Consider the following 17,416-nt stretch of genomic DNA (forward strand, 5'->3'; position numbering starts at 1 on the left):
TCTAATATAATTCTAAACTTTCATCTAGGACTAATGTCAATAAGAAACTATAAAGACATTTTAGTTTTGCTTAGTTAATTATAATTATTTATGAAAACATTGTCACTTATAATCTGTTATTTGTTTTATCTTCTTATTTATTCCACTTTTACATGCTAAACTTGTATAGCGTTAAAACGATAATTAAACATACAATTTTATAGGGAGTGGAATATATTGAAAAAAAGTTTTAAAAAAGATTTATTAACAAAATCCATAATATTATTATGTATATCGCTTACATTATCTACCTTTATTTTTATCTTTCTACATGTTAAGTATATGCTAAAAACCAACATTGAATATCTAAATGAAACTTCTACAGGTTCCCAAAACTTAATTCTTAAAGCCATTGATTCTGTTAGAGGTTCTACTGACCTTCTAGCAAAAGATTTAGGTACATTACAAAATTCAGGTAATATAGATAATCAAAAAATGATTGAAAATTTAGTATCTACTAATTTATTTGTAAAAAGAGCCTTTATTACAAACATCACAGGAATGCAAATAGCGAAGTACCCTAACATAGGAAATATAAATATTTCTCATAGAGATTATTTTAAAAAAGCCATACAGGGAAAAGGAAACTTCTCTCCGGTTATAACCTCTAAAGTTACTGGTGAATCAATTATAATCTATTGCACTCCAATAATTAACAATGGAATTATTACTGGAACTGTTTCTTCTATTTTTGAAATCAATAGTTTAAGTGAAATTTTAAGATCTACAACTAAAGATTTAAACTGTTCATTTGGACTGTTAGACAATAAGGGTTCATTATTGTTAACTAATATGAAAAATTCTCTACTTGTAAATTCACTACAAAACGAGAAATCAAATAGTAAAAAAGTCGTTAACTTATCGGAACTTCCTCCTGTAAAAAACTTAATGAATAATCAGTCTGGTAATGGTAAGTTCAAGTTATACGATACTACTGCATTGGTTAATTATAAATCATTTAATAACTCTCAATTAAACTTAATTATAGCAATGCCTTATTCAACTATAACAAACAGCATTTTAAACTACATATTAATTGGTATAGCAATATTATTTTTTATTTTAATAATATCTATAACATTAATAAAAGGTATAACAAATAAAATTACGAATCCAATTACCACATTATCTCAAAACCTTAAGGAGTTATCTGAAGGTAACTTAAACATAAATATTAATGATGATATATTACATACCGGCAATGAATTTTCTGAACTTGGCAAAGGTTTTATAAGCTTCTCATATAAAATCAAACTAATTATAAGTCAATTACAAAAAAACATTAAGGATTTAAATGACTACTCAGGTAAGTTATATTTAATGGTGGATAGTAATCAAGATGCTCAAATATCTATTTCTAATATGATGACTGATGTCAATGATAAAATGAACTCTAACTTAGATTCACTAAGAGAAAATTTAACCATATTAGAAGAGTTCTCTAAAGGTATTGATAATGTATCCGTTAACTTAGAAAGCCTAAATACTATAGTTCATGTTTCAACTACATCTGCAGAACAGGGAGCATCTCATGCTAACAAAACACAAAACATTCTCAATGATTCTGTAAATGATTTATCAACCGTAACTATAAAAATGAAAAAATTAGCTAATATTTCTACTGAAGTTAATTCACTTACTGAAATTATTAATAATATCGCTAAACAAACTAACTTATTAGCTCTTAATGCTGCTATTGAAGCCGCTCATGCTGGAGAATCTGGCAAAGGTTTTTCAGTAGTCGCTGAAGAAATAAAAAAATTAGCCCAGTTAAGTTCATCATCTTCACAGGATATAAACAAACTACTATCTAATATTAAATTAGAGATAACAACTACTTCAGATATTATAAATACTATGAGTGGTAAATTTAAAAACCTTGTGGAAGATACATCACTGACTACTAATCTTATGAATGAAATTAAAGATAAGGCTATAACTTGTCAAAGTTCTGTAGAAGAAATTATAGGCATAATGGAGGAACAAACAGCTGGTATAGAAGAAAGCACTGCATCCTTAAACACGGTCGTTACTTATATACATGAAACTGTGCAATCTTTTGAATGCATGGACAAAAAAATAAAAACTCAATCAGAAAGTTTATCTTCTCTATCTAATTTATCTTCATCGTTAACTGAAATGAGTAATACCATAAAAGAAAATATTGATTACTTTAAATAAACCCGTATAAAAATAAAAAGATAGTAATTTTAGCTACTTGAAATTACTATCTTTTATATTTATTGAAATTAATTATTATAATCTTAAGCTTCTATTAAAACTTCCTTATTATTAATATTAAGTATTGAAATCTTAGCTGTCCCCACTAAGTTCTCCTCTACCATCTTAGCTAAGTCATTTAAAGCATTTTGGAACCTCTTGAATCTTGTTTCATTATATAAAAAATAAACATAACTAATTTGAATAACCTTTCTAGTAAGCTCAACTAAATTGAAATTTCTAAACCATTAACAACTTTATATAGCAAATTAATCTACATAAAAAATACATTCCTATAGTGACAACTAATGTAATCAATCCTGAACAAACTACTAAGAACGCTTTTTGATATGGTCGTTTTCCAGCCTCACATCTCTTTTCAATTTGATCAAGTTTTTTCCCTCGGTAAAAGCTATGATTTCTCTGTATGTTTGAATATCATGAGTTTTCTTTTGCTTTTCAAGGCATTGTGCATAATACATTGTAACTCCAAATAACACTAACTATTAAATCTATTTTACATCCCTACTTTTAGCATGTAGAAGGATTTTTACATGCCACTTTATTGCACTATACGCGTGTATTAAACAAATTGGAATTTGAAAATTACTTTTTCTTTTTTATTTTTGGAGCAGGAAGTTCTTCATACATTTTCGTAATGAGTTGATATAGAAATTCTTTATTATCAACATCTTCAACCCAAAGCATTGGTTTTTCCCCATCATAAGGCAACTCTTCAATTGCTTCTAGCATCAAGTGTCTACTTGCTTTGGTTATCTTAACCAAAAATCTATCATCGTATATTCCACCAAAAATCTTTCCTCGAAAATACAAAATATATTCTCCCATCATTTTTCTAAATGAAATATCATCCAGAGTATCTAATTGTTCAATAATAAAATCTAAATATTCTTGACTAGAAGCCATATCTTATCCCACCTTACAAATTACTATTTGTCTATCACTAAAAAATTATTTTTTTCTTTTATTATAACATATTTTGTTAATTAATCATTACCTATTATACGGTATTTTCACCTATAAAAACAGCCTTAGACAAGTTACATCAATGCCTAAGGCTAAAAACCACATTTACTTATGGTACGGTTCTCCGTATCTATCGTAAGTAAGGTTTTTTCCACTTTATTCCTATGTATATATTGTACATAATTTTGGTATATTTCTAAAGTACAAATATAGAAATTCCGTAGTGGATGGCTACTGGGGTTTTGAACATTTTTTCCCTTGGTATTCCTTATACTGCGCATAAAGATTATTAATCTTTATGTCCCCCTTTGACTATTGGTGGTATTTCATCATAGTTAGAGGGGGATATTGGATATGCTAGAATTAACTATAAAAAGCTTTGTTACTATTTATATTATTAAATTAGTTTTAAAACATAATCTTTTTATTTCTAAATTAGTTATCAAGATTAAATTTCTTGGTATTCATATAGAACTTAATTAGATGATTGCAGAATTGAAAATTAAAAACTGTAGATAATTTTCTACATTATAATTAAAAATGTGAAAAAAAACATCACGACAAAAAGCCTTTTTGGAAAAAGGCATGCGTAGCATTTGAGCTGATATTTAGTTGTGGATATGTTAACTATACTACTATTTTAAGAAATTTGTTTAGACTTCTCATATAAGTAGGTTTATTCATAGCGTAAGCTACGATAACGTTTATAAGTTTAGATATAGCAGTTAAATATAAATCAGCACGCATGGTTATGGTGTTTACTGTTCTAGGTTGTTCAATACATGGGTTAAACTTAAGAGAAGATATACATCTTTCAATAGATGTACGAATTGTATAATTTTCATCCCACTCTTTTGAGTTTCTTTGGACACCGGGATAAAGTCTAAAATCTTTATCAGGATAAACATAAGTCATACGACCACTTTTGTTGTCAGTACAAGGGTTTTCACATGTATGATAACATTTACCTTTTTTATCTCTATGAGATTTTGGACATGTGAATTTAAATCTAAGACTTCTATTTTTACTTTTACAAGATCCTTCGGATTTAAATTCTTCTTTAGTTAGTGGGCAAAGAGGGATACCTTGGGTATTAAATTCTAAATCTCCGATTTTATTATTGGATTGATTACGAGAATTAAGAGGTATAAATACTCGTTTAAATTCTAAATGCTTAAGTAAACCGAAATTATCATAACTATCAAATTCAGAATCACCTAAAAAAGTTTCAAATTTAAAATTAGAATTAGCTTTTAGGTTTTCTAAAAATGGGATAATTACTGGTTTTAGAGAAGCATTATCATAAAAATATTTTTGTTCTTCAGGGGTAATAAAATTTTTTTCATCTAAGGATTTGTAAAAATCTTCATCGAGAAACTTTATATTTAAGGGAATACCCCAGCCATTTGTTAAAAGACCAAATTTGTAAAAGTAGCCGAAATGCCCATTAACAAAATCTAATTTGATATTAGAATTAGCTTGTGCAAATTTAGGCATGTTCTTATATGCGGCAGCATAAGGATTAAAAATTTCTTTCTTTGTAGCTTTAGCATAAGATTTCTGCCTATTGATTTCAGCTACAAGTGTTTTAGGATTATTTTCTTTAACTCTTGGTTTTAAGCCAGAAGTATCGTATATAATCATAGAATTAAGGTTTTTCATAGGTGAATCATTTGGAAGATCATTATTAATGTCTTCACAGATATCAATGACTTTAAGAGCCATTGAGTCAAATAAATTACTAAGATCACTTTCAAATGTAGTTTTAAATCTACTGAAAAATGATTCATCAGGTACTGATTTGTAAAAGCCACAGAATTCTCTTATTTCAGTAGAAAATACAAGGAAAATTGTTAGTAAAACAGTAGTAGGTATATGAAATATTTGCATGATTAGTAGTGCTGATAATACAGAAGAAAGTTCATATTCCCTATCTTTCCCTAAGTCAGAATAATAGTGTTCTTTAAATGAATTAGGAATAAAGGTATTAATATCAAAGTTATGAGCAAGTAACTCAATGAACCCTACGGGTTGTTTAGTAGTCATGTATTTTAATTCAGATACCTGTTCAAAAATATTTAGTTGTTTAATTTTATTAAGACAAAACATGTTTGTTCTCCTTCGCTATGATTTATTATTTTGTGTGGGAACATTTATTATTTCATAGTGGAGGAAAATATAAAAGCCTAACGGCTAAAAAGTTAGGCGAATCAACGATTGTCAAATTTCGCAATCGATTATATAGAACTTAATGGCAAGGAGAAAAAGCACCCATCCGAAAAAGAATAGTGCTTTCATCTCTTAAATTCACATAATAAATTTTATCTAATAGCCCTAAAACAAAATAAATATTCTAAGGATTAGCTTAGTGTTAGCTCACTAAGCTTTTCTTATTTATATTATATGAAATTTTTACAAAAATAAACCTATATGATTTTTTCTATTTAAAAATTTTAATTCTAATAATTTATTTTTCTTTCTTTATTTAATAAAAATAAAAATATGACATTTAGAATTCTATATTATTTATTTTAATATTCAATCAAATGATTCATTTTAAATTTTATTCCATCTACTACTAGTACTATAACTTTTATGGTTTCTAGGATTATATTTTGTATCTTTTAATTCAATAGGAATTTCTTCTCTTCTATTCTCTTGTGAATATATTACTTTGTCTAATAATAATTCTTCTGATAATTCAAAAGAATATTCTATTTTATCTGAATCAATTAATGTTATATCTACTTTAGTAAATTCTACTGGTATTTCTCCATTATTAATAAATCGTGTATATAATGTAATTTCTTGTTTCCCTACAATTTTCTTAACTTTCTCTATTTCCACTTTACATGGAGAATTCTTAAATTTGTCTCTTTCTTTCAACTCTGATACCTTTTTCAAGAATTTATCTCTACTATTTTCCCAAATCGTTGAATTAATTTCTCCAAGATTGAATTTTTCTAGAATTATATCCTTAAGCTCAGTAAGTTTATCCTTATTATCAATTTTAAAACTAATTTTCATTGGATCTATACCTCCCTTAACGCCTGAAAATTCAAAGTCAGGTAATAATAATGTGTAATAATTTTTTGCTCCAATCCATGTTGCTCCCATTTCATTTAGACATGCAGTGCTTTTATAATATTCATTAGATAGAACAAAAAAAACTATTACATCCTCACTTAACTTCTTCTTTAAATAATCATAAATATTCATTCCTAATGGTATGCCATATCCTTCTTTTGAACTGTAAAAAATTTTACTATTTTCACTTTTAGGAATTCCCATATCATGTAATAACTCTACTAAGGGATCTGTATAATCTCTATCTGCATATGCATGACTTATAAATAATCTTTTATCTGTTTTTTCCATTACTATATTCCCCTTGTCTAAATTTTCATTCTTTTTTTTATTTACTATATCACTTAACTCAATAATATTGCTAATATTAAAATTTCCTTCATTATTAAACGGCGAACTTATTTTTCTTTCTTGTTGCATCATAAATTGTTTATTTATTTTATATATGACTGTAGAATGATGTTTAAACTCCTTATAATTAAAAGTAAATTCACATTCTTCACATGTAAACTTGTTCTCATAAATACTTGTATCTATTGTACATTCTTCACCACATTCAGGACATTTTGTTATCTGCTTTTCTATAACAATATCATACTTTTTTAACGCTTTAAAATATTCGCTTGCATGATCATATTCTATTTTAGCAAATCTACTGAATTTTTCACTATCAAGACATTCTAATTCTCTATTCGATAAACTATTTAGCCATTCTTCTAACCTTTGAAATAGCCATTTGTTCATACTCCTTATACTTTCTATATCCATAATTAAAATCCTTTTCTTTAAAATCTCTATAAAAATGCATAAATACATAATCATAACTATTTGTATTGTATTTAACCCTTAAATCTCTATTTTCCAAAATCCAAATAATGTTTATTTCAGATACTTTATTAGAATTTTCAATCGGATCTCTTAGAGCCAAATATGTTTCAGATGCATATATAGAAGCTTTAAAATTTTCTCCCTTAACTTTAGCACTAACATTAGTTCCATCACTAAATCTTAGATATGTTACTATTCCTTCAATATCAGTCATATCTTCACTTTTGAAATTTCTACTACTTAATATATCTGTTATTAACAATTGATCACAATATTTTTTAATAGACTCTTCTATATTAAAAATGTTATTTTTCTTTATTTTAACATCCATATCTTTAATATTTACTTTCTTGCTAACTTCAGTTGAAAAATCTTTTATACTTTTCCCTAAATCTTCACTTCTACTCAATACCATCTTATTATAAAATTGAGTATACAGTGCTTCTGACATATTATATAAAGCTATTTTATGCTTAGTATTATATGATTCAATTTTTATTTCAAATAGTTTTTTTACTATATTTGAATACTTATCATACAAAGTTTCTGGTTTATATTCATCCTTAAATACATTTGTTTTAGGTGAAACCTTAGATATAATAATTTTTCTTACTAAATCTACTTCTATTGGTACATAACTATGTTCTTCTATCATAACTTTCTTATTATTATATATTTGAACCTTGTATGCAAATATCATTTTTATATTATTCACTTCGGAAGTTTCTCTATTATGAGAAATATTACATGCAACTAATTCTAATCTTTCATCTTCATTACTTAAAAGTGTTGTTGCTATTCTATTAAAGTTAGAATTTCCATCATATTTTTTTGAAATAATACTGTCAAGTTTACTTTTGGAAAGTATATCTGAATTAAATGTATATATTTTTTCTACATATACATCCTTCTGTTGACCATAAAAAAGTTCTTCAAATAAATAGTCATTTAATGTTGATTTTTTTAATCTCCTCTGATTAACTAAAGATGCTATATATTCATTTAAATTACTTCCACCTTTATAATCATCTTCTTCTAAATCTTTCACAAATGTTTTCAATGATGATTTAGTAATATTATTAGTTATTAGACCACTTAATACGTAAATAATTTTAATCCCCCCTTAATTTATATCTCAATTTTACCACATAAATCCCATATTAACTATTTTTTCTACATTGGTTATTGCTAAAATTATTCTATCTATACGTAATTATAATAAAAAATTCTTTAAAACACTCACATTCAAGTATTTTAAAGAATTTTTTTTACCTTAATAAAATAATATTAAGTTTATTTTTAACCCAAATTTAGTAAATTCCTCATTTATTTATGGTACGGTTCACCTTTTATTATTCTAAATCCTCTATATATCTGTTCTAATAACATAACTCTAAACAATTGATGTGGAAATGTCATTTTTGAAAAACATAATTTATAATTTGCCCTCTTTAATACCTTTTCAGAGATTCCTAAAGATCCACCTATTACAAATGTTATATTACTTTCACCTTTTACCCCTAACTTTCTTATAAATTCTGCAAATTCTGGTGAAGTTAAATTTTCTCCCTTTAGATCTAATGCCACCACATACATATTATCTTTTATATATTTTAAAATTAAATCTCCTTCTTTTTCTTTAATAGCTAACTCTTCTTTTTCGGATGCATTATCTGGAGTTTTTTCGTCTGGAACTTCTACTATGTTTACTTTGCAATACTTACTCAATCTCTTTGAATACTCTGCTATTGCATCTTTTAGAAACTTTTCTTTTATTTTTCCTACAGTTATTAGTGTTATATTCATTTTTTTAACCTCGTATATATTTTCTGTATATATTTTTTTAATCTTATTTGCTAAATCATTAAGCTAAAAAACACCTAATACATACTATTTGTGTATATATTTTAAATTGAATTCATAGTTAAAAAAGCTCTCTGCAAATTTTCTGCAAAGAGCTTATAAGTATCACATTCAATTAGATGCTTGAATTATTTACCACAGCATTTCTTATATTTTTTACCACTTCCACATGGACATGGATCATTTCTTCCGATTCTAACTTCTTTAACTATTGTCTTAGAATCTCTATATTCTTTTTGGATATCTTTTCTCTTTTCTCTTGAGAAAATACCTTCCCATTGTGGTAATCCAAATAAGTAGTCTGCCTTAGCATCTAACATATTGAAGTATAATTTTTCAAAGTCTATTTCAACGTTTATTTCTGTATCTTTTTCCACGGATTCTAGGTCTAATTCTTTTACAAAGCTTTCATTAAGCCCGTCTAGAATTCCTATAAATTTTATTAATTCTATATCAAATTTAGCAGCTAAATCTTCAACCTTACCTTCTAAAGTTTTAGTATGATTTCCTAATAAATTTGTGTAGAATTTAATTTCTACCTCGCCATATTGCTTCCAAAAAGCGCCTTCTCCTTTAGTCTTTACGAATTCAACTACTGAATCAGTCCATTCTTTATATAAACTCATTCTTTTATACCCCTTTGTTTAGTATTTTTTCAAATATGCTTTATATTAATGAATTATAATAAAAATACATAGTTTTTTCAACCATATATAAATATATTATATACATTTTACATCATATATCTATATTATTCATTAATTATCTATTTACCAATTTTTTTTAGATTAACTTCATTTTTATTAAATGTCTCAGAAATATCAAAATTTCCACCAAGTGTGTCAATGTTTTTATTTTCCACCTGTATCTTTACCTTCTCTACAGACGGAAGTTGAGTTAAGGAACTTGCTATTGCTTTAAGACAAGTCTCCTCTTTCTCAGGTGTCATAGTAACTAAAATTTTATTACTAAAGTTAATAGTTGCTATTTTATCTCTTATAGTAAAACTAATAAGTCTAGTATCTTTAGGTATTACGGGTTTAAGATTGCTCTTTACTGTTGGTCCCTTAATTAATTCTTGAAGGATAACCTCTCCTAATACCTCATCACTATTTAATATTCTATCTTCTTTTGATAGTTCTGATGTTTTTCCATCTTTAGATCCATCAAAATATAATTCTATACCTATTGAGTTTTCTTTTTGCTCCTTTGTTTGTAGTCTTTCTATTTTCTCTTTGGAATTGCTAGCCAGATTATCTTTCTTCTCACATCCACCAAAAATTAATGCAGAAATTATTGATAAAGAGCATACTGACATAACTATCATTTTTTTAGTCATAATTACCTCTCCTTAAAATATTGTTACTTCACTAGGATGATCTCTATGAGTCATGGCTAAAGTTAAGTCTTTACCTATTTTTATCCCATTATCATTTAAAATATTCTCTACAGTTTTATATGCTAAATCAGGATAATTATTAGTTTTACTTAAATGACCTAAAAAAATCTTTTTCATTTTATTTTTTAGTATACTCACTATTGCCTCGCCACAAGCATCATTAGATAAATGTCCTACATCACTAAGAACCCTTCTTTTAAGAGGGTAAGGGTATGGTCCAAATTTCAACATTTCAACATCATGATTGCTTTCTAACAATATTACATCTGCATCTTCAATAGAATTTTTCACGCCATTCGAAAAATATCCTAAATCTGTAGCAATAGAAATCTTTTTATTTTTATTGTATATATTATACCCTACTGGAGATATAGCATCATGAGAAGTTTTATAACTTTGTATACATAGATCTCCTATAGCAACTGAGTCGGTTTCCATAATTTTAACATTCTCTTCTTTAACTTTTCCCAGTTTATCTTTCATACTTTCCCACGTTTCCTTATTGGCAAATATAGGTATGTTGTATTTTCTAGATAATATCCCAGCACCCTTTATATGATCAGAATGCTCATGGGTTATAAATATACCTTTAACATCATTAGTATTTTCTCCAATATATTCTAAAGCACTATCTATCTTTTTACCTGGCAATCCTGCATCTATAAGTATTTTTGTGGTTTCTGAACCAACAAATATGCTGTTTCCACTACTTCCACTATATAAAGGACAAAATATCATAACAAACTCCTTTTCTATTAAACCCTTCAACTGACACTATATATTTTCTCTTCTTATATCTGCTCCAAGGCTTATAAACTTATCTTCTATATGAGGATATCCTCTATCTATATGTTCAATACCAGTAATTTCAGTAATACCGTCAGCGATTAAGCCAGCAACAACCATGGCTGCCCCAGCTCTAAGATCAGTTGCTACTACTTTAGCACCTTTTAATGAAGGCACACCTTCAATAACTGCAGTTCTTCCATTAACATCAACTTTAGCACCCATTTTATTTAATTCTGCTACATGCTTGAATCTTGATTCCCATATACTTTCATTAACTATACTTTTTCCATCAGCAATACAAAGTAAACTACTCATTGGTTGTTGAATATCTGTTGGGAATCCTGGATATGGTAAAGTTTTTACATTTACAGCCTTAAGTCCACAATTTGACTTAACTACTACTGAATCGTCTTCTTCTAATACTTCCACACCCATTTCTACTAATTTTGCAGTTATTGCATCCAAATGTTTTGGAATTACATTTTTAACTCTTACTTCTCCGCCGCATGCCGCAGCTGCGATCATATATGTACCAGCTTCAATTTGATCTGGAATTACACTATAGTTACAACCCTTAAGTTCTTTTACTCCTGTTACTCTTATAACATCAGTTCCTGCACCTTTTATATTGGCACCCATAGAATTTAAATAGTTAGCTAGGTCAACTACATGAGGTTCTTTTGCAACATTCTCCATAACTGTAACACCTTCTGCTAAAGTTGCAGCCATCATTACATTCATTGTTGCTCCTACACTTACAACATCAAAAAATATATTAGTTCCAACTAACTTATCTGCTTTGACCTTAACTGTGCCACCATTAATTTCTACTGTTGCACCTAATGCCTCGAATCCTTTTATATGTTGATCTATAGGTCTTACCCCTATAGGACATCCACCTGGAAGATCTGCACTAGCCTCTTTAAATCTACTTAATAAAGCACCTAATATATAATATGATGCCCTCATTTTACGAACATCTTCAGTGTTTGCATATACTGTTGTAATATTTGTACTATCTATAGTTACTGTATTTTTATTCTTACTAACTTTACATCCTAAACTTTCTAAAATCTTTAAACTACAATGAACATCTTCAATATCTGGAACATTTTCAATTACAGAAACACCTTTGCTGGCAAGTACAGATGAAGGTAGAATAGCAACTGCTGCATTCTTTGCACCACTTATTTCAACATCACCGTAAATCTTTTTACCTCCATTTATAACAAGTTTCTCCATTTCCTAACCATCCTTATCTTATTAATATATTTCTTCTATTTTAAAAAGTATAATTCTCAAATTTTATTCGATATCATAACTTTTATTATATCATAACTTAAGGGATTTTTAATATACTTTTTTATACAACTTTAATTTCATAAATGGTAATTTAATGAAATTTATTATTGAGGATTTTAGTGATAATTATTAATTTTATATCATTTTCATCTTTTTATATTGAAATTCTGTGTAAAAAACCTTATATTAGTATTTAAGTAAGGATATAATTGTATTTATATTTGGAGGTTATAATGAAATATCAATTAGTTGCTCTATTTGATGAGGAATCTCACAATAGAATAGAAAGTATCCAGAAACAGGTATGTAGAAGATATCGCTTATATAAAAGTAATCCTTCTATTTATATTCCTTTAAGTACTATGGTAAATCCAAATCTTGAAAAACTAGATATGGTTGTATCTAAAATACTTAACCCATATAAAAAATTTAAGGTAGAAATAACCAATTCTATATATGTGAATAATGATCATAAACAGGTAGGTCTAATAATAGACGAAAAAGGTTATATATCTAGAATTTCAAGAAACATACTAGAAATATTATCACTTCATGGTTTTAATCTAAACTCCATGACCTGTGAAAATTTAAGTTCTAGTTTAAAAATTCCTATGGCGAACACCAATTATAACGTAAAAAAAGCTTCAAGCCAATCCTTACTTACTGTAAATAAAAATTTACTTCCTGCAGACTATTTAAGTGTCGCAAAAATAAATAGAATAGAGCTTTGGAAGCTAAATGGTAATAAAAAAGATTGCGTTATAAAAAGTTTCCCACTTAAAAACTTTTAGTGTACTTCTTGATTTTTATATATAAAAATGGTTAAAATATAGTTATAATTAATATTTTTAAGAACGATGATGAGAAGAGTAGATATTGGAAGTAGTCAAAGCGAATTAGGGATGGTGTAAGCCTAATACGAAGCCTCTATCGAAGAACATCTCTGAGTTACTAACCGAACTGCTTAATGCATAGTAGGCTTAGTCGGAACCATACCGTTATTTTATGGAAACTGTAATTTTACACAGCATTAAGTGGAGATTTTATCTCAACTTGGGTGGTACCACGGAATATACCTTTCGTCCCATAACTAGGGATTGAAAGGTTTTTTTATTATTAACCACAAAAAATAATTATTAAGAACAATTTATTATTTAAATTATCTATTAGGAGGTAATAATATGGAATCAATATTAGTTAAAAAACTTTATAGAGAAACTGATTCTTATGTAGGCAAAAAGGTTAAAATTTCTGGATGGGTTAGAACAATTAGAGATTCTAAATCATTTGCTTTTATGGAAATAAACGATGGTAGTTTTTTTAAAAACGTTCAAATAGTTATAGATGAAAGCGTATCAAACTTTAAGGAAGTTATAAAACTACCTATATGTTCTTCTTTATCTATAACTGGAACAGTAGTTGAAACACCAGGCTCTAAACAACCTTTTGAAATTAAAGCTGAAGAAATAGTAATCGAAGGTCTTTCTTCTAATGATTATCCACTACAAAAGAAAAGACATTCTGTTGAATACTTAAGAACAATAGCTCATTTAAGACCAAGAACAAATTTGTATTCTGCAGTATTTAGAGTGCGTTCTCTGGCTGCATATGCTATTCATAACTTCTTCTTTGAAAGAGGATTTGTATATGTTAACACTCCACTAATCACTGGTAGTGATTGTGAAGGTGCAGGCGAAATGTTCCAATTAACTACTCTAGATCTTAACAATGTTCCAAAAACAGAAGATGGTAAAGTTGATTATTCTAAGGATTTCTTTGGAAAAGAAGCTAACTTAACAGTAAGTGGACAATTAGAAGGTGAAATCTTTGCCTTATCTCACAGAAACATATATACATTTGGTCCAACTTTTAGAGCTGAAAATTCTAACACAACTAGACATGCAAGTGAGTTCTGGATGATAGAACCTGAAATGGCTTTTGCAGATCTTAAAGATTATATGGATGTTGCAGAAGATATGGTTAAATATATAATTAAATTCGTTATTGAAAATGCTCCCGAAGAAATGGAATTCTTTAACAACTTCGTAGATAAGGGATTATTAGATAGATTAAATCTTGTTTTAAGTTCTGACTTTATTAGAATAAGTTATACAGAAGCTGTTAAATTACTTCAAGAATGTGGTGAAAAATTTGATTATCCAGTAGAATGGGGAATAGATCTTCAAACTGAGCATGAAAGATATTTAACAGAAAAAATATACAAAAAACCAGTATTTGTTACTGACTATCCAAAAGAAATTAAAGCATTCTACATGAGAATGAATGATGATAATAAAACTGTTGCTGCTGCAGACCTATTAGTTCCTGGTATAGGTGAACTTATCGGTGGTAGTCAAAGAGAAGAAAGACTTTCCGTTCTAGAATCAAGAATAGAAGAATTAGGACTTAATAAAGAAGATTATTGGTGGTACTTAGATCTTAGAAAGTATGGAGAAACTAAACATGCTGGATTTGGTCTAGGATTCGAAAGAGCTATTATGTACTTAACTGGTGTAAATAACATCAGAGACGTAATACCATTCCCAAGAACTCCAAAGAACGCCGAGTTCTAATAAAATAATTAATAAATAAAAAGGATATGAATTTTATATAAAAATTCATATCCTTTAATTTTAGTTTAATTTAAACTTGTCTGTCTCTTTTTCTAAAACTATAGATAATTGGGTTAACTTATCTGCAGCATTAGCAATTTGAGAAATAGCTGAACTTTGTTGTTCTATAGATGCTGTAATTTCTTCTGTTGATGATGCTGTTTGCTGAGATACTGCCGAAATATTTTCTATACTATCCAATAGAGTATTTTTAGCCTCATCTAATTCCTGTATACTTCCTGTAACAGCCTTTATTTTAGATGATATCATATCCACTTCTGTTGATATATGTTTGAAAGCTATATTTACATTTTTAACCGAACTATGTTGAATAGAAGATGTTTCTTTTAACTTATCTACAACTTGTACTGTTTTACTACTATTTTGTTGAATACTATTAATAATGTATTTTATATGCTCCGTAGCTTGTTTAGATCCTTCAGCAAGTTTTCTAATTTCATCAGCTACTACAGCAAATCCTTTTCCTGCCTCCCCTGCTCGGGCAGCTTCTATAGATGCATTTAATGCAAGTAAATTAGTTTGTTCTGATATTGAATTGATAGTATCTAATATTTCTCCAATATCGCTTACTTTATTATCTAATCCCTTTATACTAACTCCCACATCATGTATTGTATCTACATTGTCTTCAGTATTTTCTTCTAATATTTTTACAATCTCCATAGTTTCTTTGTTGATATTAACAATCTTTTTAGTATTAATATTGATTTCTTCACTATCTGAAGCTATACAATTTACTTGTGCTCCAAATTCTGTAGCAACTTTTAAAATATTCTCTGTTTCTTCTGCCTGCTCATTTGACCCTTTAGCTATTTCTATAATTGCTCCATTTATTCCGTCTGAAGTAGCATCTGTTTCCTCTGCATTTGAAACTAGAAGACCAGACTTTTCTGCAAGTTGCCCTGATATATCTTTTACTTCTTTAAATAAATTGCCCAAGGATTGTACCATATTGTTGAAATTGTGAGCTATTAACCCAAATTCATCTTCACTTTCAATGTTACATTTTACAGTAAGGTCTCCATTTCCGCCCGCATTAATAGACTCAAGTAATTTATTAATTGTCATATTAAATTTTTTAGAGGCATATACAGCAATGGCAATGGCTACTATTAAACAAATTATGGCTATAATAAAATTTTGAATTAATATTGATCTACTTTGCCTTTGAATTTCATCAAAGTAAACGTTACCTATAAGCGTCCAACCAAGTGATTTTATCTTTGTAAATGTAGCAAGTTTTTCATTAGACCCTATATTATCTTTTAAATTATAAACTATACTTCCTTTATCCTTCGAAGCTATCTCTTTATTAACTTTATCTACATTAAATTTTTTAGATAACATGTCTTTATGTTTATGTGCAATAACAGTATTATCATCACTTAATATAAACGCATAACCTTTTTCGCCTATGTTAATCTTCTGTACAACTGTAGAGATATTTTCCAAACTTAAATCCATAGATACTACACCTAATAATGTGTTCTTACTATCATATATAGGTTTTGATACTGTTATTACATATTGTCCTGTTCCTCTGTCCTTATAAGGTTTAGACCATATAATCTTATTCTCCTTAACAGCTCTTTTATATGATTTTGTTTCTGTTGGTTTATAATCTTGACCTAAATCATCACTCAATGGATAACTGATCATCCTATTATCTTTTGTTCCTATATATAGATAGGTTACATTCTTATGACTTTCTATGTAATTTTGAAAGTCTGCTACTATTGATTTTTCCATATTTTTTTTATTTAGGTTGTTTACAATAAAAGGATCTTTACTAAATTCATCTAAATTTTCTTCATTGGAATTAACAAAATTTTGTATATTATTTTGTAACTGCTCCATTAAAAGAGAATTATCTTTTTTTAGATTCTCTTTTAAAGAAATATTTCCCTTAATGCACGCACTAAAAGTAGAAATAATCAATGGTACAGATATTAGTATAATTGATAGAAATATAATCTTCCTATTCAACGTCCTTTTATACTTTTTCTTACCTTTCATAAAGCTTTCCCCCTTTTGTCCTTATTATTTGTATTGTATTTTGTATTGTATTGTATTGTATTTTTAGATTATTTTAAATTAACTTTATATTTCATTAATTTATTGTAATCTTTTTACATAATAACATTTTGATAATGAATTAACAATAGCATTCTAATCTTTTTTGTTACTTTTCCAACTCATTTGTTTTATATTGTCATAAAAGATTCTTTAGATAAAAATATTCAACAAAAAAGACTATGAACTGAATAAG

General features: G+C 27.6%; 14 protein-coding genes and 1 other annotated feature. Of the genes, 4 read left to right on the forward strand and 10 right to left on the reverse strand.

The window, feature by feature from the left end; all coding sequences use genetic code 11:
* Positions 1-216 precede the first annotated feature (216 nt).
* Positions 217-2,220 carry a methyl-accepting chemotaxis protein gene (locus QOZ93_RS01900; protein ID WP_307354903.1) on the forward strand — a complete coding sequence of 668 codons (2,004 nt, stop codon included), beginning with the start codon at positions 217-219 and terminating at the stop codon, positions 2,218-2,220.
* A gap of 645 nt (positions 2,221-2,865) precedes the next feature.
* Here QOZ93_RS01900 and QOZ93_RS01910 read toward each other — a convergent pair.
* Positions 2,866-3,186 (reverse strand): TfoX/Sxy family protein, encoded by a 321-nt coding sequence (locus QOZ93_RS01910; RefSeq protein WP_307354904.1) that lies wholly within the window; start codon positions 3,184-3,186, stop codon positions 2,866-2,868.
* Positions 3,187-3,600: 414 nt separating this feature from the next.
* On the opposite strand from QOZ93_RS01910, the gene QOZ93_RS01915 reads away from it, so the two are divergent.
* Entirely contained in the window at positions 3,601-3,729 is a 129-nt protein-coding gene (locus tag QOZ93_RS01915; protein ID WP_307354960.1) for a hypothetical protein, read from the forward strand.
* Positions 3,730-3,873: 144 nt separating this feature from the next.
* Here the strand turns inward: QOZ93_RS01915 and QOZ93_RS01920 are convergent, their stop codons facing one another.
* The 8 genes from QOZ93_RS01920 to QOZ93_RS01955 form a co-directional block, all read right to left on the reverse strand.
* Positions 3,874-5,355, reverse strand: coding sequence for a transposase (locus tag QOZ93_RS01920; protein WP_307354905.1), 1,482 nt, complete (start codon positions 5,353-5,355; stop codon positions 3,874-3,876).
* A 447-nt stretch (positions 5,356-5,802) separates the two neighbouring features.
* On the reverse strand, positions 5,803-7,077 hold the full coding sequence (locus tag QOZ93_RS01925) for a toll/interleukin-1 receptor domain-containing protein (protein ID WP_307354906.1): 1,275 nt from the start codon (positions 7,075-7,077) through the stop codon (positions 5,803-5,805).
* On the reverse strand, positions 7,034-8,221 hold the full coding sequence (locus tag QOZ93_RS01930; protein ID WP_307354907.1) for a hypothetical protein: 1,188 nt from the start codon (positions 8,219-8,221) through the stop codon (positions 7,034-7,036). The genes QOZ93_RS01925 and QOZ93_RS01930 overlap by 44 nt, the downstream gene beginning before the upstream one ends.
* A 266-nt stretch (positions 8,222-8,487) precedes the next feature.
* Complete coding sequence (gene rlmH, locus QOZ93_RS01935; protein WP_307354908.1) at positions 8,488-8,967, reverse strand: 23S rRNA (pseudouridine(1915)-N(3))-methyltransferase RlmH; 480 nt, start codon at positions 8,965-8,967, stop codon at positions 8,488-8,490.
* Between the two features lie 185 nt (positions 8,968-9,152).
* On the reverse strand, positions 9,153-9,650 hold the full coding sequence (locus QOZ93_RS01940) for an SEC-C metal-binding domain-containing protein (RefSeq protein WP_111944247.1): 498 nt from the start codon (positions 9,648-9,650) through the stop codon (positions 9,153-9,155).
* A gap of 140 nt (positions 9,651-9,790) precedes the next feature.
* Positions 9,791-10,363: a GerMN domain-containing protein gene (locus tag QOZ93_RS01945; RefSeq protein ID WP_111944248.1), complete on the reverse strand. Its 573-nt coding sequence runs from the start codon at positions 10,361-10,363 to the stop codon at positions 9,791-9,793.
* Positions 10,364-10,375: 12 nt separating this feature from the next.
* Positions 10,376-11,161: an MBL fold metallo-hydrolase gene (locus tag QOZ93_RS01950; protein WP_307354958.1), complete on the reverse strand. Its 786-nt coding sequence runs from the start codon at positions 11,159-11,161 to the stop codon at positions 10,376-10,378.
* Positions 11,162-11,197: 36 nt separating this feature from the next.
* A complete protein-coding gene (locus QOZ93_RS01955) occupies positions 11,198-12,454 on the reverse strand; it encodes a UDP-N-acetylglucosamine 1-carboxyvinyltransferase (protein ID WP_111944250.1) in 1,257 nt (418 codons plus the stop codon).
* 293 nt (positions 12,455-12,747) lie between these two features.
* Here QOZ93_RS01955 and QOZ93_RS01960 point away from each other — a divergent pair, with 293 nt between their 5' ends.
* Complete coding sequence (locus QOZ93_RS01960) at positions 12,748-13,305, forward strand: hypothetical protein (RefSeq protein WP_111944251.1); 558 nt, start codon at positions 12,748-12,750, stop codon at positions 13,303-13,305.
* 57 nt (positions 13,306-13,362) lie between these two features.
* Positions 13,363-13,604, forward strand: a binding site (T-box leader).
* Positions 13,605-13,695: 91 nt separating this feature from the next.
* Positions 13,696-15,087, forward strand: a complete 1,392-nt coding sequence (gene asnS, locus QOZ93_RS01965; RefSeq protein WP_307354909.1) for an asparagine--tRNA ligase — start codon at positions 13,696-13,698, stop codon at positions 15,085-15,087.
* Between the two features lie 60 nt (positions 15,088-15,147).
* On the opposite strand, the gene QOZ93_RS01970 is transcribed toward asnS, so the two are convergent.
* A complete protein-coding gene (locus tag QOZ93_RS01970; protein ID WP_307354910.1) occupies positions 15,148-17,163 on the reverse strand; it encodes a methyl-accepting chemotaxis protein in 2,016 nt (671 codons plus the stop codon).
* Between the last annotated feature and the right edge of the window lie 253 nt (positions 17,164-17,416).

Origin of the sequence: Hathewaya limosa, from assembly GCF_030815255.1 — a bacterium.
Classification (GTDB): Bacteria; Bacillota; Clostridia; order Clostridiales; family Clostridiaceae; genus Hathewaya; species Hathewaya limosa.

Coding starts and splice junctions, on each gene's coding strand:
- QOZ93_RS01940 (WP_111944247.1), bottom strand. CDS start 9,650: ATGAGTTTATATAAAGAATGGACTGATTCAGTAGTTGAATTCGTAAAG.
- QOZ93_RS01925 (WP_307354906.1), bottom strand. CDS start 7,077: ATGAACAAATGGCTATTTCAAAGGTTAGAAGAATGGCTAAATAGTTTA.
- QOZ93_RS01955 (WP_111944250.1), bottom strand. CDS start 12,454: ATGGAGAAACTTGTTATAAATGGAGGTAAAAAGATTTACGGTGATGTT.
- QOZ93_RS01920 (WP_307354905.1), bottom strand. CDS start 5,355: ATGTTTTGTCTTAATAAAATTAAACAACTAAATATTTTTGAACAGGTA.
- QOZ93_RS01915 (WP_307354960.1), top strand. CDS start 3,601: ATGCTAGAATTAACTATAAAAAGCTTTGTTACTATTTATATTATTAAA.
- QOZ93_RS01950 (WP_307354958.1), bottom strand. CDS start 11,161: ATGATATTTTGTCCTTTATATAGTGGAAGTAGTGGAAACAGCATATTT.
- QOZ93_RS01960 (WP_111944251.1), top strand. CDS start 12,748: ATGAAATATCAATTAGTTGCTCTATTTGATGAGGAATCTCACAATAGA.
- QOZ93_RS01910 (WP_307354904.1), bottom strand. CDS start 3,186: ATGGCTTCTAGTCAAGAATATTTAGATTTTATTATTGAACAATTAGAT.
- asnS (WP_307354909.1), top strand. CDS start 13,696: ATGGAATCAATATTAGTTAAAAAACTTTATAGAGAAACTGATTCTTAT.
- QOZ93_RS01945 (WP_111944248.1), bottom strand. CDS start 10,363: ATGACTAAAAAAATGATAGTTATGTCAGTATGCTCTTTATCAATAATT.
- QOZ93_RS01970 (WP_307354910.1), bottom strand. CDS start 17,163: ATGAAAGGTAAGAAAAAGTATAAAAGGACGTTGAATAGGAAGATTATA.
- rlmH (WP_307354908.1), bottom strand. CDS start 8,967: ATGAATATAACACTAATAACTGTAGGAAAAATAAAAGAAAAGTTTCTA.